The organism is Pseudomonas sp. Irchel 3F6 (assembly GCF_900187595.1).
In the GTDB taxonomy this organism is placed as follows: domain Bacteria; phylum Pseudomonadota; class Gammaproteobacteria; order Pseudomonadales; family Pseudomonadaceae; genus Aquipseudomonas; species Aquipseudomonas siliginis.
The window spans coordinates 660,424-682,446 of record NZ_FYDP01000001.1 but is presented as its reverse complement, the minus strand read 5'-3'; the positions used below and the strand labels follow the sequence as shown (position 1 = coordinate 682,446).

The following is a 22,023-nucleotide window of genomic DNA, read 5'->3' as shown; positions in this document are numbered from 1 at the left end:
CCATGAATGTGAGTGTATTCGGTATCGGTTATGTCGGACTGGTCCAGGGCGCCGCGCTGGCCGAGGTCGGCCACAACGTGCTGTGTGTGGATGTCGACGCGGCCAAGGTGCAGGCCTTGAACGACGGCACTCTGCCCATCTACGAGCCGGGTCTGAAAAGCCTGGTGCGGGACAATCATCACAGCGGCCGTCTGCAATTCGGCAGTGGTCTGGTCGCTGCGGTAAAGCACGGCGATGTGTTGCTGATCGCGGTCGGCACGCCGCCGGACGAGGACGGCTCGGCGGATCTCAAACATGTCCTCAGCGTCGCCCGTACCATCGGCGAACACCTGCGCGGCGAGCAGATCATCGTCGACAAATCCACGGTGCCGGTGGGCACGGCGGACCGGGTACGCGAATGCATCAGTGCAATCCTCGCCGAGAGCGGCCGCGCTGCGCTGACCTTCGATGTGGTTTCCAACCCGGAATTTCTCAAGGAAGGTTGCGCGGTCGACGACTGCATGCGCCCCGACCGGATCATCATCGGCACCGAAAGCCCGCGCGCCGAAGCGCTGATGCGCGAGCTCTACGAACCGTTCAATCGCAACCGCGAAAAAATCATCGTCATGGATGTGCGCAGCGCCGAACTGACCAAGTACGCCGCCAACTGCATGCTGGCAACCAAGATCAGCTTCATGAACGAGATGGCCGGGCTTGCCGAAAAGCTTGGCGCCGACATCGAAATGGTTCGCCATGGCATCGGCTCGGATCCGCGCATCGGCTACCAGTTCATTTATCCCGGCATCGGTTACGGCGGTTCGTGTTTTCCCAAGGATGTGCGCGCGCTGATCCACGCCGCCCACGGCGTCGACATCGATGCGCGCCTGCTTCGCGCAGTCGAGTCGCGCAACAACGAGCAGAAAAGCACGCTGTTCCACAAGATCGCCGAGCACTTCAACGGTGCGCTGGAAGGCAAGACCTTCGCGCTGTGGGGCCTCAGTTTCAAGCCCAACACCGATGACATGCGCGAAGCGCCCAGCCGCGTGTTGATGGAGGCGTTGTGGCGAGCCGGCGCCAATGTGCAGGCATTCGACCCGAAAGCCATGGAACAGGCGCAGCAGCTTTACGGCCCGCGCGATGACCTGACGCTGGCCGGCACCAAAGAGGCGGCGCTGAAAAATGCCGACGCGCTGGTGATCGTCACCGAGTGGCAAGCGTTTCGCGCGCCGGACTTCGAACTGCTCGCCCGCCAGCTTAAAAATCCGCTGATCTTCGATGGCCGCAATTTGTTCGATCCGCAACGCCTCAGCGCACGCGGTTTCACCTACATCAGCGTCGGCCGGCCAACCTGCGCCGCTGAAGCACAGGATCTCGCGTCATGATCCGCCTGGAATTGCTCGACCGTTATTCGCCGGCCCTGCTGGAATCCAACCGGGCGTTCTCCTTTCTCAACTTCGCCTCGATCGGCAGTTTCATCCGCCAGCCGCCGCCGTCGCTGGCGTATTTCTGCGACGGCATGCTGATGTCCGGGTTCATGTCGCGCATCACCGGGCGCGCGGTGCAGCGGGTCAGTTTCGATTTCACCTCGATTGCCGATCCGGTGTTGCGTGAATCCGAGCAGCGCGGCAAACGCGTCTATGTGGTCGGTGCGCGGCAGGCCGAGCTTGATCGTTTCGTGGAAAAGCTCGGCATGCAGTACCCGCGCCTGCAACTGGTCGGCGCGCACAACGGGTACTTCGATGCCGAGCAAGGCGCCGCGCTTCAGGCTGATATCCGTCGACGGCGGGCCAACCTGCTGCTGGTCGGGCTCGGTGCCGGTCTGCAGGAGCGCTTTGTCCTCGATGCGCTGCGTGGTGGCTTCAGCGGCGTGGCGTTCACCTGCGGCGGTTTCATTCGTCAGGAAGCCGATGCCGGCGAGCGTTACTACCCCGACGCCATCAACCGCCTGCACCTGCGCGCCTTCTACCGCATGTACCGCGAGCCGCACACGATCAAGCGCTACCTGCTCGACTACCCGAGCAATGCCCTGCGCCTGACCGAACTGATTCTGCGCCAGCAAGTGGCAATCAATGTCACTGCCCCATGAGGATTGTGCCGATGCATATTCTGTTCACGCTCAAGGATTACCAGACTGGCGGCGGCGTCGAGTGCGTGCAGCAACGCCTCGCCGAGCAGTTTCTGGCGGACGGACGGCGGGTGAGTTTTTTCGTCATGAACGGCGACTCGCCCAACGTCGACGGCGCGCCGAGCATGGCCGGTGGCGGCAGTGGGCTCGCGGGCTGGCTAAAGTCGATCGTGCTGTTGCGCCGGCTGATTCGCCGCGAAAGCGTGACGCACCTGATTGGCGCCAAGGAGCAGGCCAATCTCTGCACCTGGTTCGCCACCCTGGGCAGTGCCTGCAAAGTCATCTACACCCGCCACGCCGCGCTGGATTGCGCCGAGCAGAACACCGGGCGCGCCAGCCTGCGTCTGTTGTACGCGCTGTACCTGTGCGGCAGCGGCAAGGTGGTCGCGGTGTCCCACGGTCTGCGCCAGTCCCTTGCCGGGTTGATGCCGTGGGGCCAGCCGCGCATCCGTTATTGCCCGAACGCGGTGATCAGCGAGCAACTGTTGCGCGCGGCACAGGCGCCGTTGCCCGGTGGCGTGCCCCATCATTATTGGCTGGGGGTCGGCCGGCTAGTGGAAACCAAGGGCTTCGCGCTGCTGCTCGACGCCTACGCGCTGGCGGCGCAACAACGCCCGCTGCCGTATCTGGTGATTGCCGGCGACGGCCCGTTGCGCGCAGCGCTTGAAGCGCAGACACAACGGCTGGGCATCGAACGCCTGGTGCATTTCACCGGGCATCTGCGCAATCCCTATCCGCTGATCCGCCATGCGCAGTTGCTGGTGCTCAGCTCATTGCACGAAGGTTTGCCGACGGTGTTGGTCGAGGCGCTGGCGTTGGGTACGCCGGTGATGTCCACCGATTGCGGCAGCGGGCCGCGCGAGTTGCTCGACGATGGACGCCTCGGGCGTTTGGTCGTCGTCAACGATGTGCCAGCCCTGGCCGAGGCGCTGCTCGACAGTCTGGCCAGCCGCGAACCCGAGCCGCCGCCCCGACGCTCAGTCAGCGACGCGATCCTGCCCTATACCAGCCAGTACGCCGCGCAGGCTTATTACCAGGTGTGGAACCGATGAAAAAGCTGCTGATCATCCTCCAGGACCTCGGCGCCGGCGGCGCGGAGAAAATGATGGTGCGCCTCGCCGGTGCCTTGGTTGAGGCCGGCAACGAAGTCACGCTGCTGATGCTCACCGGTGCCGGCATCAATCAGCCGGCGCTCGATCCGCGGGTCAGGCAAGTGCTGCTCGACAGTCCGCGCAGCGCGGCGGCTGTGCCGGCACTGACACGGTTTTTACGCAGCAATCAGTACGACGCGCAACTGGCCGCCCTCACACACGTCAACGTCGTGGCGATTGCCGCCGCCGCGCTGTCCGGGACGCTGGCGCGGCTGCATGTCAGCGAGCGCAATGCCTTTTCGCGTGACAAACACGTCAACCCGGCGCTGTCGGTCAAGCTCGCCTACTGGCTGGCGCCGTGGTTGTACCGGCTGATTCCCAACCCGGTGATCTGCGTGTCACAAGGCGTCGCCGAGGATCTGGTCGACACCACCATCGCCCGCGCGCGCGATGTGACGACCGCTGACAACCCGGTGCTCGACAACGATTTTCGTGACAAACCCGCCGCCGCGCCCAGCCATCCCTGGCTCAAGGCCAAAACCACTCCGGTGATCGTCGCTGTAGGACGCCTGGCGCAGCAAAAAGGCTTCGACACTTTGATCGACGCCTTCGCCCGCCTGCCGCAAGGCAATGCGCGGCTGATCATCTTCGGCGAAGGCGCCCTGCGCGGCGAACTGCTGGCCCAAGCGACAGCGCTCGGCGTCGCAGAGCGTTGCGATCTACCGGGATACGCCAGTGACCCTATCGCCGAGATTGCCCGAGCGGACTGTTTCGTCCTGTCGTCGCGTTTCGAGGGCAGCCCCAACGCGTTGGTCGAAGCCCTGTCGACCGGCACGCCGGTCGTGGCGACCCGCTGCCCGTACGGCCCGCAGGAAATCCTCGGCGATGGCGCCGTCGCCCCCTTGGTCGAGGTGGACGATCCGGCCGCGCTCGCCAGCGCAATCAGCGCACAAATGGCCGCGCCACGAGCCCTGCATCGCCAGCGGCGAATTGATGCCGCCGCGCGCTTCGTCAGCGGCCGCGCGGTGCAGACCTACCTCAAGGCGTTACTCGGGAGGCACTGAGATGAACCGCCTGCAAGTGCGTTATTCGACACTGGCCGACGCCTTCACCTTGTTTGGCGTGCTGTTCTATACGCAAGTGATCGGCTTCTTTCTGCGCCTGGGTAATGTGAGCACGCTGGACGATGCCCAGCAGGATCTGGAAGGCAATCTGGCCAATCAGGTCTGCGGCTTGCTGACGTTGCTGGTGCCGCTGTTCTTCTTCATTCGCCACAAAGTGTTCCTCAGCAAGAGTTTCTACCGGCAGAACCTGTTTTTGCTGTTGTTTCTCGGCTGCGTGGCGGCGTCGATCAGTTGGTCGAGCGAGCCGATGCTCAGTTTCAAGCGTTTCGTTGCGCTGCTCAGCGTGGTGTTCTTTGCCGGTTTTATCGCTTGGCGCTACAGCATCGAGCGGATCGCTTTTCTGTTCGGCTGCGTGATCGGTGCAGCGGCGCTAGTCGGGTTGATCTTCGCCGTGATTCGCCCGGACATCGCCTTTATTTCCGGCGGCATCCGTGACGGGGCCTTTCGCGGGGTATTCGCGGAAAAGAACGCTGGCGCACGCCTGAACGCGATTGCGATCCTGTTGCTGCTGCCGATGATCCGCCAGCGCAACCCGCTGGCCATGCTGTATGGGCTGTTCGCGCTGATCGCCATCGGTCTGGCGCAGTCAGCCACGGCGATTGCGCTGATCGTCGCCGGCACCGCCAGTTACGCCTACTTCATCACGCTGATCCGGCTGCGCATCAACCGCTCACTGCTGGCCTTCACCGCCGCCACGCTGGTGTTCTTCCTCTTGTGTGGGGTGCTTTACGCCAACTACGCCATGCTGCTGGAACTGGTCGGCCGCGACCCGTCACTCACTGACCGCACGTTGATCTGGGAGCTGTTGCAGCCGCTGATCGATGCGCAATTTCTCAAGGGCTACGGCTTCGGCGCGTTCTGGGCCAGTGCCGATGCCGATGCGTTTATCACGCGCTGGGGCTATATCGGCAATGCGCACAGCGGCTACGTTGAAACCCTGCTCAACGGCGGTTTGATCCAGTTGATCGCCCTGCTGCTGATGTTTGCCCAGACCCTGAGCAAGCGCTATCGGGCAATCACGGCGGATCAGTCGGCGCGCTATCAGGCCTGTGCGCTGGTGATCATCGGCCTGTTCGTCGTTACCAATTACGTCGCCTATGTGATTCCCAACTACCGCTCGGGTGAGTTCCTGATTTTCTGCGTGCTCAGCCTGACCTTCCGCCATCACCTCGTCGCCCGTCCGCAGCCGCTGCCAGCGGCGAATGCTCGGCCAATGCGCGGCACTTTCCGGGAGCAACGCCCATGCTGAATGATCCCTCGGCAGTCACCGTGTGCGTGGTGATTCCGCTGTACAACGCCGCCGCCAGCATTCAACGCACACTGGACTCGGTGTGCGCACAGACCCGCCTGCCGGACAAAGTCATTGTCGTCGATGACGGTTCCAGCGATGCCGGGCCAGAGATCGTCAGGCAGTACGCCGCGCCCTTCCCCATCGTGCTGTTGCAGCAGCCCAACCAAGGCCCGGCCAGTGCACGCAATCGCGGCGTGTTCAGCGCCGAAGAAACCTTTATCGCTTTCCTTGATGCCGACGACCGCTGGCATCCGGAAAAACTGCAAAAACAACTGGCACTGCACGCGGAATTGACCCGACAGGGACGCAAAGTCGGTTTGATCGATTGCTTTCAGATGAGCGAATTCAGTGATGGCAAACGCCAATTGGAGGATCGCTGTAAACACGGCGAGCACTTTGCCGACTTCATGCGCGAGAACATCATCAACGGCACCTCCGGCGTACTCGTCCTGCGCGAGATCATCGTCGCCATTGGCGGCTTCGATCAGAGCCTGCGCTTCGCTGAAGATCGCCTGTTGTGGACGCGCATCGCGGAAATCAGCGAGATCCACAGCGTGCCGCAGATCCTCCACTGGCGCGCCGTCAATGCCGCCAACATCACCGCGCAACCGCACAAGTATTACCCGCACAAGCTGCGCTTCATCCAGCTGTACCTGGCGCGTTACGGCACGCGGCTGAACAAACAGCAACGGATCTATTTCGTCCTCGCCAATCACGCGGAATTTCTCAATGCCTTCTCCCGGCGCGGCGATCATCGACGGGTTATCGAGGTGTTCCGGCAGATGCTCGGGCATTCGTGGCAGACGCTGTTTTTCTTCCAAGGCAAACCGACCCTGCGCTACCTCTACGCCTGCTTGAAAAGCCTGGGCAACAGCCGCTGAATTTCAGGGATCGCGCCATGGCCAACCGTCGCCTGATGACCCTCGTATGGATTTTCACCGAGAAGTTCGGCCTGATCTTTCTGTCGATGATTACCTTTGTCGTCTACGCGCATCTGCTGACGCCGACGGAGCTGGGCATCGGCACGCTGATCATCGCCGTGGTCGAAGTGGTCGGCATTCTATTCTCGTCGATGCTGGAAGACCCGCTGGTGCGCCTGCAACGTGTCGAGGACAAACACATCAGCAGCGTGTTCTGGTTTGCCGTGCTGGTCAGTCTGCTATCGATTGCGTCGGTTTCGCTGGCGGTCGTGCTGTATACGCCGTCCACCGCGCTGCGCTGGATGACCGCCGTGGCCTCGGTGAAAATTCTTTTCACCCTGATGGCGCGGGTGTATGTGGCGCAAATGCGCCGCAGTGGCAATTTCAAGTTGCTGGCCTCGCGTACCTTGCTCGGTAAAGTCGCGGGCGGGGTTGGCGGTGTGGCCGTGGCGATGCTGGGTTTCGGCCCGTGGGCGGTGGTTGCCCAGGCGCTGATCATGGACGGCGTTTCCACACTGGTACTGATGCGCAGCGAGCGTCGGCGCATTCCCTTTCTTATCGACCGCCAAGTGCTGGGCGAAGTGCTGCGCGCCGGTCTGCCGGTCTGCGTCAATGTCATGAGTTCGCAAACCCTGCAACGCGGCGTCAATCTGATTCTTGGCCTGACTGCCGGGGCGCACGCGGTGGGCATGTTCAATCTGGCCATGCGCATCATCGACCTGCCGCGCTCGGCGATCTGCAACGGCTTGATGAGTTACGCCCTGCCGGTGTTCGCCCGGCGCAGTGCCGAACCGGCGCGGCTGATCGGGATGATTAGCGATTCCACGGCGATCAGCGGCTTCGTGCTCACGCCGCTGTTCTTCGGCATCGCCCTGACCGCCGAAGACATCATCCTGCTGATCTTCGGCGCGAAATGGGCCGACGCGATTCCCTTGCTGCAAGTGCTCGCCTGTACGGCGGCGCTGGGCAATCTGGCGCTGTATGCAACTACTGCGCTGGTGGCGGTCAATCGCACGCACCTGACGCTCAAGGCCGAAGTTGCCACCACCCTGCTCGCGCTGGCGCTGGTGTATCTGCTCGGCGCGACCTACGGCGGCATGGCGGCGGCGCTGGCTTTGCTGCTGCGCATGCTGCTGATCACGCCGCTGCAGGTACGCGGCCTGCACGCCGCGATCGGTTACGACTGGCGCAGCTTCTTTCAGTCCAGTTACCGCAGCCTGCTTGCCTCTTTCGTGATGGTCGTCGTGGTGATGTGGCTGTCGCGGCAGACCGGCCTGTCCGGTTATGCGCACCTGGCCGGCGACATTGCCATCGGCACGCTGACCTATGCCTTGGCCTACAGCCTGCTGCACCCGCGCTGGCCGCAAGAATTCAAGTTGGTGTTCACCGCCCGCTGAGCTGCATTTCCTCGCAATGGAGTACGTCGTCATGCGCAAAACCACGTTGATCACGGGCGGTGCCGGCTACATCGGTTCGCACACGGCATTGCAACTGATCGAAGCCGGACACTCGGTGCTGATCCTCGACAATCTGTGCAACAGCAGCCGCGAAGCAGTCGCACGGCTGGAGCTGTTGAGTCATTCGCACGTCGATTTCATCGAGGGCGATATCCGCGACGCCGCGCTGCTGGAAGAGATTTTCAGCACCTACGCGATTGATGCAGTGCTGCATTTCGCCGGCCTCAAAGCCGTTGCGCAAAGCGTGCGCCGCCCCATGGATTACTACGCCAACAATGTGTTCGGCACGCTGAACCTGTGTCAGGCGATGGCCCGCGCCCACGTGTTCAATCTGGTGTTCAGTTCCTCGGCGACGGTGTACGGCGAGCCCGCCCGCATGCCCATCATCGAAGACCACGGCACCGGCAAACCGGCCAATCCCTACGGGCGCTCGAAGTTGATGATCGAAGAATTGCTCAGCGACCTTGCCCTCGCCGATTCACGCTGGAACATCGCTGTGCTGCGTTACTTCAACCCGATCGGCGCGCACCAGAGCGGGCTGATCGGCGAAGCACCCAGCGGTCGACCGAACAATCTGCTGCCGTGCCTGACCGAGGTCGCCAGCGGCCAGCGCGCGGCGTTGACCGTTTACGGCAACGACTATCCAACCGTCGACGGCACCTGTATTCGCGATTACATCCATGTGCTGGATCTGGCCGAAGGTCATCTCAAGGCGCTGCAGGTTTTGCAAGGCGACGAGCATGGCCTGCACGTATGGAATCTCGGCAGCGGCACCGGCTACAGCGTATTGCAGATCATCAGCGCCTTCGAAGACGTCACCGGCCTGCGCATTCCCTACCGGTTCGCCGCCCGCCGCGCCGGTGATGTCGCCGAGTGCCGCGCCGACGCGAGCAAGGCCGGGCGCGAGCTGGGCTGGCGGGCACAACGCGAGCTGACGCAAATGCTCATCGACAGCTGGCGCTGGCAGACCAGCAACCCATGGGGCTACCGCCCGAAACCGGCGCCGCTGCTGGCGGTGGGCAGCTGAACCGGCGCACATCCATGTTAGGGACGACTCATGAACAGATCACCATGCTTGCTGTTGGTTTTGCTGCTGCTGAGTGCTGGCGTCAGCGCCAATATTCCACGACCGGTCACCGATGGACTGGTGCTGTGGCTGGACGGCAATGATCCCGCCTCGATGACTCTGGAGGGGCAAAATCAGGTCGTGCGCTGGCGGGACAAATCCGGCAAGGGCAATGAAGTCGTCGTCGACAATCGCGCGGCGACGACATTGCCCACGCGCGTCGACAACGCCCTCAACGGCCACGGCGTGGTGCGTTTCAGCGGCACGGCGGCGTTCATGGGCCAGGCGATCCGCACAAGCAAAGGCCCGGTGACAGTCTTTATCGTCTCGCGGCGTCTGCCCGAGCAGGCCGGCGGCAAGGCCTGGCAGCGCCTGTTCAGCTCGCGGCCGCAACTGGCGGACAACGATAACGTCGCACCGAATTTCGGCATCAGTGTGCAGCAGACCAGCGCCTACGAGCCAGCCCTGGCCTTGCTGGAAACCAGTGACGTGCCGATCGGCCCGTTCGCGGTGGCGCGCAATGTGGTGGGCACCTCGGAGATTCTGCGAGGCGACATCGCCGAGGTGTTGGTTTATGACCGCCCATTCAGCAGCCAGGACGAACGCCGCAATGTGTTCGAGTATCTGGCGCAGAAATGGGCGGTCGCCATGCCGCAACAGGTCGACGCGTGGACCCGCATCGGTCCGCTAGGACCGACCCCGACGCACGTTACGCCCGATCTGCCGTTATCGGACCAGGCCAATGCCGGCGGTTGGACACGCGATACGCGGCTGTCAGACGAATTCAACGGCAGCGCCCTCGATGCCGAACGCTGGCACGTCAACAACGCCACCGGCACCGATTCCCTCGGGCGCAAACCGGCGCTGTTTTTGCCGGAGAACGCCAAGGTCGGCAGCGGTAATCTGAACATCACCTTCCGCAAACAGACCCTCCCCGAGAAATACGTCGCCTTGGGCTACAAGGACTACAGTTCGGCGATGGTGCGTACCCATGAACGGGGGATGTACGGCTATTACGAAGCCCGGGCGAAGCCGATGAACTCTGCCGGCTCCAGTGCGTTCTGGCTGGCGTGGACCGGGCTGCCGGAAAACGCCACGGAAATCGACATCTTCGAAATCGGCGGCAAAACCCGCAACGAAGCGTTCGACCGCCGGTACAACATGAACGCCCATGTCTGGGCCAGACCGCAGAATGATCAACACCTGAGTTCCGGCAGCACGTGGAATGCCCCTTGGCGGCTGGCCAGTACCTTTCATGTCTACGGTTTCGACTGGCAACCCGAGACCTTGCGCTGGTATGTCGACGGCGTACTCGTCCGGGAAGCAAAGAACAGCTACTGGCATTTCCCGATGCAAATCGTCTTCGACAGTGAAGCGATGTGGGACTGGTTCGGCGTGGTCGACGATGCTGACCTGCCGTCGGTGTTTCGCATCGATTACGTGCGGGTCTGGACGCGCTCAGCGCAGTAGTGCTGTGTTCAACGGTTTTGTACCCTCGCTTGCATCCGCCACCGCGCGCGGAAAACTCCCTGACGCTCGCGCAGTTCTTCCGGCGTGCCGTCCTGCACTAACTCGCCTCTCTCCAAGCGCCATCCCCCGCCCCTCGATACCCGCAAAAACCCCTCGATCCTGCTCGCAAAGGTTGATGTGCGCCCAGCCAACCGAGAGCTGCCCTCGCCCTTTGCTCTACCATCCATCGGCTGTGTTGGAAAATCATCAAACCCAAGTGCAAGTCCGTTATCAGAATCGATAACCACTCCAGCAACAGACATCCTCGAGGACACTCATGGCTAATGATCCCTCCAACTCCGATCGCATCTGGTCCAGACCGGAGCATGCGGTCGAGACAACCTTTCCTGCCAGCAATCCGATTTCACCGTGAGTCTTGACCGGCGCAGCCTCAATCTTGTCGCGGCAGCGTTCGCGCTGACGGCGTTGTCCTATGGCCTGGCGCGCTTCGCCTATGGACTGCTGCTACCACAGATTCGTCAGGATCTGACGCTCAGCGTGACCGCTGCCGGATGGATCGGTGGCAGTGCGTTCGCCGCTTACTGTGTGGGCATCGTTGCGACGTTTGTCTGCAATGGCAAAATCAGTCCGCGCGGGTTGACGGTGATGGCCGGTGCAGCGGCCACGCTGGGGATGGGCCTGGTGGTTGTGGCCTCGTCGGGGCTGACGTTGGGCTGTGGTGTGGCGCTGGCGGGATTGAGCACGGGTCTGACTTCGCCGCCATTGGCCAGCGCGGTGGCAGCGCGTCTTGATGATGCGGATCGCCCGCGGGCCAATGGTTTTATCAATGCCGGGACAGCGGCGGGAATCGTTTTTTCCGGTTTTGCGGCGATATTGGCGGCCGGGCAATGGCGCCAGCTGTATGCCCTGTTTGCCTTGATCGGCATCGGCGTTACGCTCTGGCTCTGGTTTGCGGTACCGCGCCGGGTCGAGCGTGACGTCGCGCAGAACTTCTCGCTGGCAATGCTGCGTCGACCCGGCGTACTGCCTTTGTGCGCCAGTGCATTCCTGATGGGGTTGGCGAGCACGGCGATCTGGACATTCGGCGCCGATATTTTGCGCAGTAAGGCTGGTTTCTCCGATCAGGCGATTGCGTGGGCGTGGATCGTATTGGGCGCTGCGGGAATCAGCGGCTGCATGACCGGCGTGCTCACTGGCCGCTTCGGTGTCGCACGCATGCAGCATCTGGCGCTTGCCGTGATCGCGCTCGGGACATTGGGCCTTTCTGCCGCATCAGTTTCCGCCGGATCGGGCCTCGCCGCGATGTGCCTGTTTGGCGCGGCCTACATCGTTTCTTCAGGCGTTTATCTGCTGCAAGGCATTCGTTTGTTGCCGGACCGCCCGGACCTGGGACTGGGCATTCCGTTTCTGCTTCTGGCGCTCGGTCAGACCGCTGGCACGCCGGTTTTCGGCGCTGTGCTGGAGGCTGCCGGCGTAATCGTTGCCCTTTGTGTTTTCGCGGCGGCCGCATGCGCCGCTATGGTGCTGTGCCCAAGAGATGGTGAAAGTCCGCGCAGACAGATGTGCCAATCCACCGAAGGCTTGGGTCGCTAATGATTTTTATCGTCAGGAGTACAAACCATGGCCGTAAACATCAGCAATCTCACCCTCTCCACCCCGGTACCCGTCTCGGCAACCAATCCGGTGGCACTGGAACTCAACGGCGCCGAGGCCATTGCGCAGTTCCCGAGCATCGTCACGGTGCTGCCCGACGGATCCCTGCAACTGTCCGCGCCGACCAAAGGCGCCTCAAGCAAGAGCACCCACCGCACCCGCTGTGAATGGAAGGAATCGTTCTACTGGTCGCTGGCCAGTGCCGCTGACCACCTCAACTATCAGGAGATGACCGTGACCAAGGTCAACTCTGCGCAGAAAGTCGTTATTTCGCAGATGCATGTGAAAAACGACGACAGCCCCGCCATCAAGGTGTTCTGGCAGAAAGGCAACATCACCATGGGCTTCCGCCAGAGTTTCAACCAGCCCACCCCGGTCAACACCACGGTGCTCAAGGGCGTACCGCTGGGCGCGAAATTCAAGGTGACCATTCGCGCCAACTCTGCCGGCGTAGCTCGAGTCACCGTCGACTACAACGGCGTTGTCGGTACATCAGGTGATTTGCAGCTCGACTCAACCTGGAATTCGCAGGTGTTCAATTTCCACGGCGGGGTCTACAACCAGATCGACTACACCGACGCCACCCCGCCAGAGGATGGCTCGATCTGCATCATCAGTGATTTGTTGATATCGCATACTTAGGCGCTGAAACGAGCAAGGGCCTGCATAGCTTTTGCATGCATGGCCCTTGTCGGAGCTCAGCCCGATGATTAGTTTTCAGCCTCCTCTCGAACCTCAAAACAGCCTGCGTCCTAACGTCGCAGCCGTCAGCTATTGGCAAATCCTGCGTAAGCCGTAGAATCCCGCGCTCTCGCATCGCGCGTCTGGTCACAGACGCGAACTTGCAGGGCTGGCCATGTCGTCCGACGCCACCGCCCTGCCCGATCGGCAGACCCCCTGCACAACACCTGTTCCAGCCTGGCAACCGCACGCGCAGTGGCGCACGTTGCGCTGTTCGATTTTCTTGAGGTTTTTATGTCTCCGCGTTTGCTGGCCATGGCGCTGGCGCCCCTGCTCGGGCTGTTCATTATTGCTCTGGGCAATGGTTTTCTGTCTTCCCTGACCACCCTTCGCCTGGACGCCGCCGGTGCCTCGGCGACGATGATCGGAGTTGTTTCGTCGGCCTACTTCATCGGCCTGACGCTGGGCGCGGTGTTCAACGACCGGCTGATTCTGCGCATCGGCCATATTCGTGCCTACGGCAGCTTCGCCTCGCTGATTGCCGTCACGATCCTGTTGCAGGGTCTGTTCTACGACACCTGGGGCTGGCTGGTCCTGCGCCTGATCAATGGCTGGGCCACGGTGGGTGTATTTCTGGTGATCGAAAGCTGGCTGCTGCTGGCCGGTGACGAGAAGATTCGCGGGCGCTTGCTCGCGCTGTACATGATCGTCCTTTATGGCGCCGGCGTTCTGGGCCAGGCGACGCTGGGAACCATCACTGGCATGAGTGACAGCGCGCCGTTCATGGTCGCCGGCATGCTTGCTGCGTTGTCGGTGCTGCCGATCGTGATCCTGCCGCGCGTATCGCCGCTGCTCGATCAGGTCGAACCGCTCAAGCCCCGGCAACTGCTGGGCGTGACGCCGACCGGGCTGGTCGGCTGTTTCGGCTCGGGGGTGACCATCGCGGCGATCTACACCTTGTTGCCGCTGTATCTGCAACGCAGAGGTCTGGACGTCGGAGAAGTCGGCAGCATGATGGCCTGGACGATCCTCGGCGCGATGCTGCTGCAGTATCCGGTCGGACGCTGGTCCGACCGCACGGATCGCTTGCAGGTGCTGACGCTTCTGACGGTGGCATGCACGGCATTATCGCTGGTGATTGTGCTGCTGCCGCTGTCTTCGACAATGCTCGCGGCGATGCTGTTTCTGCTCGGTGGCGGCGTCTTCGCGCTGTACCCGGTGGCCGTCAGCCACGCGGCCGACCGCGCGCCGGCCGAAGCGTTGGTGCCGATGATTCAGGGTTTGCTGCTGATCAACTCGCTGGGCTCGGCCATCAGTCCGATGATGATCTCGCCGGTGATGAACTCGTTCGGCGCCAACGGCCTGTTCTGGGTATTTGCGGTGGTCAACCTGAGCATGGTCAGCTTTTTCTTCTGGCGCCGCGGCAAACGCCCGGTGCCGGCCAACCCCGCACCTTTCACGGCGGCAGCCACCTATTCACCGACAGGTGCGGAGTTGCGGGTCACCGAGGATTTGCGCGTGGCCGCTGAGGAGCACCCGGCGATGATGGATGCGATCAGCGGGGAACTGGTGACGCAGCCACGGTGACCGCTGATCAGCAACTGCCCGGCGGGATGCCGTCCTTGTTGAAGTCCTTCAAGCGCTCGCGCTCTTCTTCGGTGGAATGCGCCGGGGTGGTTTGATCCGGTACTTCTTGCGGCACTTCGGTATTTTCTTCAGTCATGGCTTTGCCCTCGTTGTCGATGCTATTTCGGCATCGGCGAGGGCTGGCAGTTCCGGATTTTCAACTCCACCGCAGCCATGCGCTTCAGTTACGGCGAGCATTACCTTCAGCGAACAGCGCAAGATGCTTGCCTCAAGAGCGGGTACGCTCAATCAGCATCCTCTGCAACGTGTTGTCCTTCACCCAGTAATGGTGGAACAGCCCCGCCAACGCGTGCAGGCCGATCAGCCAGTAGCCGGCACTACCAATCCATTCGTGCCAGTACTTGAGTTGTTTGGCCAGGTCCGGATCAATAGCCACCGGCGCCGGCACATGGAAGCCGAAGTACGGAAACGGCTTATCGCCCGCCGCGAGCATCAACCACGCGAGGAGCGGTGTGACAATCATCAATCCATACAGCGCCAGGTGCGTCAGGTGCGCAACTGCGGTCTGCCACGCCGGCGGTTTGGGGGTGATCGGTGGACGCGGGGTCAATCGGCCGATCAGACGAATCCACACCAACGCGAAGATGCTTGCGCCAAACAGCCCATGCATACCCATCAGCAGGCCGCGTGCTTCGCTGCCTTTGGGCATATAGCCTTTGATTTCGACGCACGCATACACACCGACGAACAACGCCAGCATCAGCCAATGCAGGATGATTGAGAGTTTTCCATAACGGGTTACAGCGGTGTCGCGAATCATAGGAAACGCCTCGTGATTGTTGTGGAGCGACGATCATCTCGCTCGAAATTATCGATCCGGTTGCCCTGAATCAAGGCTAACCATGCTTGCCCAGCCTTAAGGGAGTCTGAAGATCGGCGCTGCGGTTAACGGTTTTTCATCTTCAGACTTCGTTAAGAAATGGCTTGGATACTGCGCTCAAACCCATTGAGGGAGGCGTTCTGCCCATGCCCGAATTCGACTGGAACATCCCGCTGCCCTTGCACTTCGGCCAGGCCGAATCGTTGCCGATGACGCTGAGAAACGCGTTGCCGGAGGACGAGCTGCGCGCGCCCTTCGAAGCCTTTATCCAGCAGCGTTTTCGCACGGCTCACGGTGCCGAAATCCGCCATTTCATGCCCGAGCTGTTCGGCATGCACAACAGCGATGGCCAGTTGTGCGCAGTGGCCGGGGTCCGTCGAGCGCATCTGGAGGCACTGTTTCTCGAGCGCTATCTGGATGAACCGATCGAGCCGTTGATCAGCGCCGCCGCCGGTCGTGCAGTGGATCGCAAGGTCATTGTCGAAGTCGGCAACCTCGCCGCCAGCGATACCGGCAGTGCGCGCCTGAGCATCATCGCCATCACCTATCTGCTGGCCATGGGCGGCCTGGAATGGGTGACCTTCACCGGCAACATCGGACTGGTCAACAGCTTCCATCGCCTCGGTTTGAAGCCCGTGACATTGTGCGCCGCTGATCCACAGCGACTGGGTGACGAGCGTCAACACTGGGGCAGTTATTACGAAAGCAAACCCTGGGTGCACGTCGGCAACATTCGCGCGGGATTTGTTCATCTGCGCAATATTGGCCTGTTCACTCGCCTGGGTTTGCCGACTTCCGTTGAAGGAGCCTGCCATGTCGCTTGAATTGCAGCGCTTCCAGGAAACCCTGCGCGACCATGCCCGACGCAATGACAACGCCTCAGCCCTGTGGGGCGACACGCTGAGAATAGATTACGCCACGCTGTATGCCGAGGTGTTGTATCGCCAGGAGCGCCTGCGCGATGAGCAGGTGCAGGTGATTGCGCTGGCGCTGGACAACGGCGTCGACGCGATGCTTTGGGATCTGGCTGTGTTGTTCGAAGGCTTGACCTGCGTAACGCTGCCACCGTTTTTCAGTGCCGCGCAGCGCGCCCATTGTCTGGAGCAGAGCCAGGCCGAACGGGTGATCGCCGAGCCGGAACTGCAAGCCGAGCTGCTGGCGGCGGGCTATGAATTACGAGGTGAATTCTGGTGTCGCTCGTTCAATGGCCCGAGTCGCATGCCGGCGGGCACCGCGAAACTCACGTTTACCTCCGGGACCACCGGCACGCCGAAAGGGGTGTGCCTGAGCGCCGACAGCTTCCTGCGAGTTGCCCGGGAGCTTGATCAGGCAAGCGCAACCGCTGGACCGGAGCACCATCTGGCGCTGTTGCCTTTGGCGATCCTGCTGGAGAACCTGGGCTGTTATGCCGCGCTATACGCCGGTGCGGTGTTGAGCCTGCCAAGCCAGACAACCCTCGGCATTCAAGGTGCCAGCGGCATCGATGTTGCGCGCCTGCTCGGTTATCTGGCCAAGCGTGCGCCGGAGAGCCTGATACTCGTGCCACAGCTGCTGCAAGTTCTGGTCAGCGCCGCTGAACAGGAGGCTTTCGATCCGCAAACCTTGCTCTTCGCCGCGGTCGGTGGCGCGCGGGTGTCAGCGGATCTGCTGCACCGCGCGCAACAGGTCGGGTTAGCGGTTTACGAGGGATACGGCTTGTCCGAGTGCGCCTCGGTCGTATGCCTCAATCGCCCCGGCGCGCGCCGTCCGGGCAGCGTCGGGCGCCCTCTGCCTCATATAGAGGTGCGGTTGGCCGAGGACGGTGAAGTGCTGATCAAGGGTTCGGTGTTGCTCGGTTATCTGGGGGAGCCGGCGTATACCGATCAATGGTGGCCGAGTGGCGATCTCGGTGAGTTCGATCCGGAAGGTTTTCTCTATCTCAAGGGCCGCAAAAAACACCAATTCGTCACCAGCTACGGGCGAAACGTCAACCCGGAATGGGTCGAGTCGGAACTGACCCAGCGCCGCCACATCGCTCAAGCGTTCGTCTATGGCGAGGCGATGCCGCACAACCACGCCCTGCTCTGGCCGCATCGTCCGGACTGCACCGATGCCGAGCTGGCCGCTGCCGTCGCCGAAGCGAACGAGGCGTTGCCCGATTACGCCCAGGTGCATCAGTGGACGCGCCTGGCGCAGCCCTTCACCGCCGCCAACGGCCTGCTCACCGCCAATGGCCGGCCGCGCCGCGACGCCATCATCGCGCAGTACCGCACGCAACTGACCGAATCCGCCACTTCCGAGGAATCCGCATAATGAGTTTTTTCGACACTCTGCAAGAAGCCACGCAACGCGAACGCCACGAGCTGTTCAACCTGCCGATCATCGTCGATGCGTTGCAAGGCAAGGTCAGCCTCGACAGCTATCGGGCTTTTCTTGCCCAGGCTTACTACCACGTGCGCCACACCGTGCCGCTGATGATGGCTTGCGGTGCACGCCTGCCGACGCGCCTGGAATGGCTGCGCAAAGCGGTGTGCGAGTACATTGAGGATGAATACGGCCACGAACAATGGGTGCTCAACGACATTGCCGCCTGTGGTGGTGATCGCGACGCCGTGCGCGATGGCCAGCCGTCATTGTCAATCGAGCTGATGGTCAGTTTTCTCTACGACCTGATCGCCCGGGGCAATCCGGTGGGTCTGTTCGGCATGGTGAACGTGCTCGAAGGCACCAGCATTGCCCTGGCGACCCACGCGGCGGGGAGCATTCGCGATCGCCTGGCGCTGCCGGAAACGGCATTCAGCTATCTGAGCTCCCACGGCGCGCTCGACATCGAGCACATGCAGACCTATCGGCGGTTGATGAATCAGCTGGAAGACCCTGACGATCAAGCGGCGGTCATTCATGCTTCGAAAGTCGTCTATCGGCTCTACACCGACATGTTCCGTGATCTGCCCCGCGACGCTGAGGCCCAATATGCAGCTGCATGAAGCCCGCGTGGTGCTGACAGGTGCCAGTGGCGGCATCGGCCTGGCCATCGCCAGTGCCTTGTGCGCCGCCGGTGCCAGGGTATTGGCCGTGGCGCGGCATCAGGAGGCGCTGTTGCCGCTGCTTGAGCGGTATCCGCAGAACCTGTGCTGGGTCGCCGCCGACCTGACCTTCCTCAGCGATCGGCGCAAAGTGTTGGCCGCCGCCGACGCCATCGGCGGCATCAACCTGCTGATCAACGCCGCCGGGGTCAATCACTTCGCCATGCTCGAACAGCTCGATGACAGTGACATCAACGCGATGCTGGCGGTGAACATCAGCGCGCCAATCTGCCTGACCAAAATGCTGTTGCCGCTGCTCAAGCAGGCTGACAGTGCGATGGTGGTCAACGTCGGCTCGACCTATGGCTCGATCGGCTACCCCGGTTACGCCAGCTATTGCGCGAGCAAATTTGCCCTGCGCGGATTCTCCGAGGCGTTGCGCCGCGAGCTGGCCGACACGCGGGTCAGCGTGTTGTATGTCGCGCCCCGGGCCACCCGCACCTCGATGAACAGCGCCGCTGCGCAAGCCTTGAACGATGCCCTCAAGGCCAGCGTTGACGATCCGCAGACCGTGGCGTCGGCAGTGATGCATGCGATTGCCGGCGACCGTCGTGATCTCTACCTAGGCTGGCCGGAGCGATTTTTCGTCCGTTTGAACAGCTTACTTCCGCATCTGGTGGATCGCGGTCTGCGCAAGCAATTGCCACTGATCCGCCGTCTCAGTGAAAAACCTGACAACGAGGCTTCAAAGCCATGAAAAAACTCTCCACATGCCTGCTGTTTGCCGCCCTCAGTCAAAGTGTCTGGGCGCTTGAGCCGGCTGATCAGCAACGTCTCACCGGCATCCAGCAGAACTGGGCGCACATTCAATACGAGGTCGCGGAAAAGCAGCGCGCCGCGGCGTTCGAGCAATTGGCCAGCGAAGCCAACGCGTTCACCACGCAACGTCCGAATGTGGCCGAAGCCTGGATCTGGAAAGGCATCGTCACCAGCAGTTGGGCCGGTGCCGAGGGCGGGCTCGGTGCCCTGGGCAAAGCCAAGGACGCCAAAGCGGACCTGGAAAAATCCCTGACGCTTGACCCTAAAGCCCTGCAAGGCTCGGCATACACCAGCCTCGCTGCATTGTACGATCGGGTACCGGGCTGGCCGATCGGCTTCGGCGACAGCGACAAGGCCGAGCAATTGCTCAAACAAGCCCTGCAGCTCAACCCCGATGGCATCGACAGTCTGTACTTCTGGGGCGACCATCTCTACCGTCAGAAGCGCTACGCTGAAGCCAAGGCAGCGCTGATCAAGGCCAGACAAGCCGCACCCCGTGCGGGCCGCGAAAGTGCCGATGCCGGGCGTCGTAAAGAGATCGACGCCTTGCTGGTGGACGTGAACAAGAAACTCGACTGAAAGGAGTGCGCGTGCGTTTATTACTGATCGAGGATGACGTGGCGCTGGGTGAAGGCATCTATCAGGCGCTGGGCCGTGAGGGATACACCGTCGACTGGCTCAAGGACGGCAGCAGCGCCTTGCACGCGCTGCTCAGCGAAACGTTTGACGTCGCCGTGCTGGACCTCGGCCTGCCACGCATGGATGGCCTCGAAGTGTTGCGCCGCCTGCGCGACAGCGGTTCGAACCTGCCGGTGTTGATTCTCACCGCTCGCGATGCCACCGAAGACCGCATTGCCGGACTCGACGCCGGTGCTGACGATTACCTGGTCAAGCCGTTCGACCTCGCCGAACTCAAAGCCCGCCTGCGCGCCTTATTGCGCCGCAGTGCCGGGCGCGCCCAGGCGCTGATCGAACACGCCGGCATCAGCCTCAACCCCGGCACCCAGCAGGTCAGTTATCAAGGCCAGCCGGTCGCGCTCACCCCCAAGGAATATCAGCTGCTGCACGAACTGCTGTCGCCGCCGGGGCGGGTGATGACTCGCGATCAATTGATCCAGTTGCTCTACGGCTGGAACGAAGAAGCGGAAAGCAACACCCTGGAAGTGCACATTCATCACCTGCGCAAGAAGTTCTCCACCGACCTGATCCGCACCATCCGCGGCGTGGGTTATCTGGTGGAGGAGCGTCGATGACCTCGATCCGCCGGCGCACGCTGACCCTGATCATCGGCCTGTTACTGGCCGGCCTGGCGATACTCAGCCTCTTCAACGTGCATGACAGCAACCACGAAATCGCCGAGGTCTACGACGCGCAATTGGCGCAGAACGCACGCCTGCTGCAGGGCGTGATGCGTATGCCGATGGCGAGTACCGAGCACGCGCAGTTGTATCAGGCCTTCAATCAGGCTCTCGGGGAAGCCAAGCCCCGGGTTGACGGACATCCTTACGAAAGCAAAATCGCCTTCCAGGTGTGGAACCCGCAAGGCGAGGTGCTGGTACACACCGCCAGTGCGCCCTCCTTCACTGCGCCGCCGACGAGAACGGGCTTCAGCGACGTCGTCGATCTGAAAGGTCGGCAATGGCGAGCGTTCATGCTGGAAGACAAGCAGAACGGCCTGCGCATCTGGGTCGGCGAGCGCGACGATGTGCGCACCGACCTGGTCGACCGCATCGTACGCCACACGCTGTGGCCGAACATGCTCGGCAGCCTGATCCTCGCCGCCATGGTCTGGCTGGCCATAGGCTGGGGACTCAAGCCCCTGGCAGACATGGCGGCGACTCTGCGCGCCCGTCACAGTGGTTCACTTGAGCCGCTGCAACTGACGCCCCTGCCCAGTGAGCTGGAGCCCATGCAGGCAGCGCTCAATCGCATGCTCGCGCAGATTCAGGAAGTGCTCGGCCGGGAGCGTCGCTTTATCGCCGATGCCGCGCACGAAATGCGCACGCCGCTGGCGGTGCTGCGGGTGCATGCACAAAATCTGCAGGAGGCCGGTACCGAAGAGGAGCGTCGTGAGTCACTTGAGTTTCTGATCTCCGGAGTCGACCGCACGAGCCGACTGGTCAATCAGCTGCTGACCATGGCGCGTCTTGAACCCAAACCCAACCCGCCGCCACTGCAACGCATTGATCTCAGCGAAACAGTACGCAACAGCCTGGTGCAATTGACACCATGGTTGCTGAGCAAACACCTTGAATTGATCTTCGAGGTCAGCGACCAACCGTTTCATGTCCTCGCCGACCCCGCCGCCATCGACATTGCGCTGAATAACCTGATCACCAACGCGGCGAATTTCTCCCCCGAACACGGTGCGATCACCGTGCACCTGAGCGAGTCCGATGGCTTCTGTCATTTGACGGTCGACGATCAAGGGCCGGGAATCGATGAATCGGACAGAGAGCGATTGTTCGAGCGTTTCTACAGCCGTGGCACGGCGCATGGAGCCGGGTTGGGGTTGACCATTGTCAACACCATCGCTATGCGACTGAACGGACGGATTGAACTGACAAACCGCGCAGAGGGAGGTTTGAGGGCGACGTTATCGATTCCGGCAGGGGAATAATCATCCGATTGATTCAGCTGTATGCCGCCGGCCCCAAATACCTGCTGCTCAGCGCTCTGCTCTACGCGCCTGGCTCGTTGATTTACCTGGGCACGCTGAAAACACGTCAGGGTCAGCCGCTCAGCGGTCCGGAAACGGGTGTGTTGATCATCATCTGGGCCGCCGCGATTTACGCTGGCCGGATGTTGTGGGCCGGAACGCTGACTTTGTAAGGTGCACCAGCGTTTGCGCTAGACCGCCAGTACGCTGCAGGGG

General features: G+C 62.0%; 22 protein-coding genes. 20 read left to right on the top strand and 2 right to left on the bottom strand.

The genetic code is table 11. The annotated features are described in order from the left end of the window. The first annotated feature begins 2 nt into the window (after nt 1–2). The 12 genes from CKW30_RS03080 (at nt 3) to CKW30_RS03020 (ending at nt 14,444) form a co-directional block, all read left to right on the top strand. The gene (locus tag CKW30_RS03080) at nt 3–1,361 is read left to right on the top strand and encodes a UDP-glucose/GDP-mannose dehydrogenase family protein (protein WP_095179853.1); all 1,359 of its coding nucleotides are present in this window, start codon (nt 3–5) and stop codon (nt 1,359–1,361) included. Beyond that, nucleotides 1,358–2,065: a WecB/TagA/CpsF family glycosyltransferase gene (locus CKW30_RS03075; protein WP_095179852.1), complete on the top strand. Its 708-nt coding sequence runs from the start codon at nt 1,358–1,360 to the stop codon at nt 2,063–2,065. The genes CKW30_RS03080 and CKW30_RS03075 overlap by 4 nt, the downstream gene beginning before the upstream one ends. Nucleotides 2,066–2,076: 11 nt before the next feature. Beyond that, nucleotides 2,077–3,156 carry a glycosyltransferase gene (locus tag CKW30_RS03070; protein ID WP_095179850.1) on the top strand — a complete coding sequence of 360 codons (1,080 nt, stop codon included), beginning with the start codon at nt 2,077–2,079 and terminating at the stop codon, nt 3,154–3,156. After that, the gene (locus tag CKW30_RS03065) at nt 3,153–4,259 is read left to right on the top strand and encodes a glycosyltransferase (protein ID WP_095179849.1); all 1,107 of its coding nucleotides are present in this window, start codon (nt 3,153–3,155) and stop codon (nt 4,257–4,259) included. The genes CKW30_RS03070 and CKW30_RS03065 overlap by 4 nt, the downstream gene beginning before the upstream one ends. Nucleotide 4,260: 1 nt before the next feature. Further along, a complete protein-coding gene (locus CKW30_RS03060) occupies nt 4,261–5,568 on the top strand; it encodes an O-antigen ligase (RefSeq protein WP_095179847.1) in 1,308 nt (435 codons plus the stop codon). After that, nucleotides 5,562–6,491, top strand: a complete 930-nt coding sequence (locus CKW30_RS03055; protein WP_095179846.1) for a glycosyltransferase family 2 protein — start codon at nt 5,562–5,564, stop codon at nt 6,489–6,491. Before CKW30_RS03060 ends, CKW30_RS03055 begins: the two co-directional genes overlap by 7 nt. 17 nt (nt 6,492–6,508) lie before the next feature. After that, the gene (locus CKW30_RS03050; RefSeq protein WP_095179844.1) at nt 6,509–7,927 is read left to right on the top strand and encodes an oligosaccharide flippase family protein; all 1,419 of its coding nucleotides are present in this window, start codon (nt 6,509–6,511) and stop codon (nt 7,925–7,927) included. Between the two features lie 31 nt (nt 7,928–7,958). Further along, complete coding sequence (galE, locus tag CKW30_RS03045; protein WP_095179843.1) at nt 7,959–9,014, top strand: UDP-glucose 4-epimerase GalE; 1,056 nt, start codon at nt 7,959–7,961, stop codon at nt 9,012–9,014. A 30-nt stretch (nt 9,015–9,044) separates the two neighbouring features. Continuing rightward, nucleotides 9,045–10,523, top strand: coding sequence for a family 16 glycosylhydrolase (locus CKW30_RS03040; RefSeq protein WP_095179841.1), 1,479 nt, complete (start codon nt 9,045–9,047; stop codon nt 10,521–10,523). 408 nt (nt 10,524–10,931) lie between these two features. Beyond that, nucleotides 10,932–12,116 (top strand): MFS transporter, encoded by a 1,185-nt coding sequence (locus CKW30_RS03030; RefSeq protein WP_056785604.1) that lies wholly within the window; start codon nt 10,932–10,934, stop codon nt 12,114–12,116. A 27-nt stretch (nt 12,117–12,143) separates the two neighbouring features. Continuing rightward, nucleotides 12,144–12,818, top strand: a complete 675-nt coding sequence (locus CKW30_RS03025; protein ID WP_056785602.1) for a polysaccharide lyase family 7 protein — start codon at nt 12,144–12,146, stop codon at nt 12,816–12,818. Between the two features lie 309 nt (nt 12,819–13,127). After that, nucleotides 13,128–14,444, top strand: coding sequence for an MFS transporter (locus CKW30_RS03020; protein WP_323620709.1), 1,317 nt, complete (start codon nt 13,128–13,130; stop codon nt 14,442–14,444). Between the two features lie 7 nt (nt 14,445–14,451). Here the strand turns inward: CKW30_RS03020 and CKW30_RS27430 are convergent, their stop codons facing one another. Next, nucleotides 14,452–14,580 carry a hypothetical protein gene (locus CKW30_RS27430; RefSeq protein WP_095179833.1) on the bottom strand — a complete coding sequence of 43 codons (129 nt, stop codon included), beginning with the start codon at nt 14,578–14,580 and terminating at the stop codon, nt 14,452–14,454. A 132-nt stretch (nt 14,581–14,712) separates the two neighbouring features. Beyond that, on the bottom strand, nt 14,713–15,264 hold the full coding sequence (locus CKW30_RS03010) for a cytochrome b (protein WP_095179831.1): 552 nt from the start codon (nt 15,262–15,264) through the stop codon (nt 14,713–14,715). A gap of 206 nt (nt 15,265–15,470) precedes the next feature. Here CKW30_RS03010 and CKW30_RS03005 point away from each other — a divergent pair, with 206 nt between their 5' ends. The 8 genes from CKW30_RS03005 to CKW30_RS02970 are packed head-to-tail and all read left to right on the top strand — an operon-like array spanning nt 15,471 to nt 21,980. After that, nucleotides 15,471–16,148: a thermostable hemolysin gene (locus tag CKW30_RS03005; protein WP_056785596.1), complete on the top strand. Its 678-nt coding sequence runs from the start codon at nt 15,471–15,473 to the stop codon at nt 16,146–16,148. Then, nucleotides 16,138–17,616 carry an AMP-binding protein gene (locus CKW30_RS03000; RefSeq protein WP_095179829.1) on the top strand — a complete coding sequence of 493 codons (1,479 nt, stop codon included), beginning with the start codon at nt 16,138–16,140 and terminating at the stop codon, nt 17,614–17,616. The genes CKW30_RS03005 and CKW30_RS03000 overlap by 11 nt, the downstream gene beginning before the upstream one ends. Continuing rightward, nucleotides 17,616–18,290 carry a TenA family transcriptional regulator gene (locus tag CKW30_RS02995; RefSeq protein ID WP_056785591.1) on the top strand — a complete coding sequence of 225 codons (675 nt, stop codon included), beginning with the start codon at nt 17,616–17,618 and terminating at the stop codon, nt 18,288–18,290. Before CKW30_RS03000 ends, CKW30_RS02995 begins: the two co-directional genes overlap by 1 nt. After that, complete coding sequence (locus CKW30_RS02990; RefSeq protein ID WP_095179828.1) at nt 18,277–19,086, top strand: SDR family oxidoreductase; 810 nt, start codon at nt 18,277–18,279, stop codon at nt 19,084–19,086. Before CKW30_RS02995 ends, CKW30_RS02990 begins: the two co-directional genes overlap by 14 nt. Next, nucleotides 19,083–19,727 (top strand): tetratricopeptide repeat protein, encoded by a 645-nt coding sequence (locus tag CKW30_RS02985; RefSeq protein WP_041478760.1) that lies wholly within the window; start codon nt 19,083–19,085, stop codon nt 19,725–19,727. The genes CKW30_RS02990 and CKW30_RS02985 overlap by 4 nt, the downstream gene beginning before the upstream one ends. Nucleotides 19,728–19,738: 11 nt before the next feature. Beyond that, nucleotides 19,739–20,401, top strand: coding sequence for a response regulator (locus CKW30_RS02980; protein WP_016774538.1), 663 nt, complete (start codon nt 19,739–19,741; stop codon nt 20,399–20,401). After that, nucleotides 20,398–21,768 (top strand): ATP-binding protein, encoded by a 1,371-nt coding sequence (locus CKW30_RS02975; protein WP_095179826.1) that lies wholly within the window; start codon nt 20,398–20,400, stop codon nt 21,766–21,768. Before CKW30_RS02980 ends, CKW30_RS02975 begins: the two co-directional genes overlap by 4 nt. A gap of 8 nt (nt 21,769–21,776) precedes the next feature. Next, the gene (locus CKW30_RS02970) at nt 21,777–21,980 is read left to right on the top strand and encodes a hypothetical protein (protein WP_224787232.1); all 204 of its coding nucleotides are present in this window, start codon (nt 21,777–21,779) and stop codon (nt 21,978–21,980) included. Nucleotides 21,981–22,023 lie beyond the last annotated feature (43 nt).

What these genes read in the sequence shown, in the direction of transcription:
- CKW30_RS03065 (WP_095179849.1), top strand. Translation starts at nt 3,153, where the DNA reads ATGAAAAAGCTGCTGATCATCCTCCAGGACCTCGGCGCCGGCGGCGCG.
- CKW30_RS03000 (WP_095179829.1), top strand. Translation starts at nt 16,138, where the DNA reads ATGTCGCTTGAATTGCAGCGCTTCCAGGAAACCCTGCGCGACCATGCC.
- CKW30_RS03055 (WP_095179846.1), top strand. Translation starts at nt 5,562, where the DNA reads ATGCTGAATGATCCCTCGGCAGTCACCGTGTGCGTGGTGATTCCGCTG.
- CKW30_RS02995 (WP_056785591.1), top strand. Translation starts at nt 17,616, where the DNA reads ATGAGTTTTTTCGACACTCTGCAAGAAGCCACGCAACGCGAACGCCAC.
- CKW30_RS03060 (WP_095179847.1), top strand. Translation starts at nt 4,261, where the DNA reads ATGAACCGCCTGCAAGTGCGTTATTCGACACTGGCCGACGCCTTCACC.
- CKW30_RS03050 (WP_095179844.1), top strand. Translation starts at nt 6,509, where the DNA reads ATGGCCAACCGTCGCCTGATGACCCTCGTATGGATTTTCACCGAGAAG.
- galE (WP_095179843.1), top strand. Translation starts at nt 7,959, where the DNA reads ATGCGCAAAACCACGTTGATCACGGGCGGTGCCGGCTACATCGGTTCG.
- CKW30_RS03005 (WP_056785596.1), top strand. Translation starts at nt 15,471, where the DNA reads ATGCCCGAATTCGACTGGAACATCCCGCTGCCCTTGCACTTCGGCCAG.
- CKW30_RS27430 (WP_095179833.1), bottom strand. Translation starts at nt 14,580, where the DNA reads ATGACTGAAGAAAATACCGAAGTGCCGCAAGAAGTACCGGATCAAACC.
- CKW30_RS03025 (WP_056785602.1), top strand. Translation starts at nt 12,144, where the DNA reads ATGGCCGTAAACATCAGCAATCTCACCCTCTCCACCCCGGTACCCGTC.
- CKW30_RS02990 (WP_095179828.1), top strand. Translation starts at nt 18,277, where the DNA reads ATGCAGCTGCATGAAGCCCGCGTGGTGCTGACAGGTGCCAGTGGCGGC.
- CKW30_RS02985 (WP_041478760.1), top strand. Translation starts at nt 19,083, where the DNA reads ATGAAAAAACTCTCCACATGCCTGCTGTTTGCCGCCCTCAGTCAAAGT.
- CKW30_RS03040 (WP_095179841.1), top strand. Translation starts at nt 9,045, where the DNA reads ATGAACAGATCACCATGCTTGCTGTTGGTTTTGCTGCTGCTGAGTGCT.
- CKW30_RS03080 (WP_095179853.1), top strand. Translation starts at nt 3, where the DNA reads ATGAATGTGAGTGTATTCGGTATCGGTTATGTCGGACTGGTCCAGGGC.
- CKW30_RS02975 (WP_095179826.1), top strand. Translation starts at nt 20,398, where the DNA reads ATGACCTCGATCCGCCGGCGCACGCTGACCCTGATCATCGGCCTGTTA.
- CKW30_RS03075 (WP_095179852.1), top strand. Translation starts at nt 1,358, where the DNA reads ATGATCCGCCTGGAATTGCTCGACCGTTATTCGCCGGCCCTGCTGGAA.
- CKW30_RS03010 (WP_095179831.1), bottom strand. Translation starts at nt 15,264, where the DNA reads ATGATTCGCGACACCGCTGTAACCCGTTATGGAAAACTCTCAATCATC.
- CKW30_RS03070 (WP_095179850.1), top strand. Translation starts at nt 2,077, where the DNA reads ATGCATATTCTGTTCACGCTCAAGGATTACCAGACTGGCGGCGGCGTC.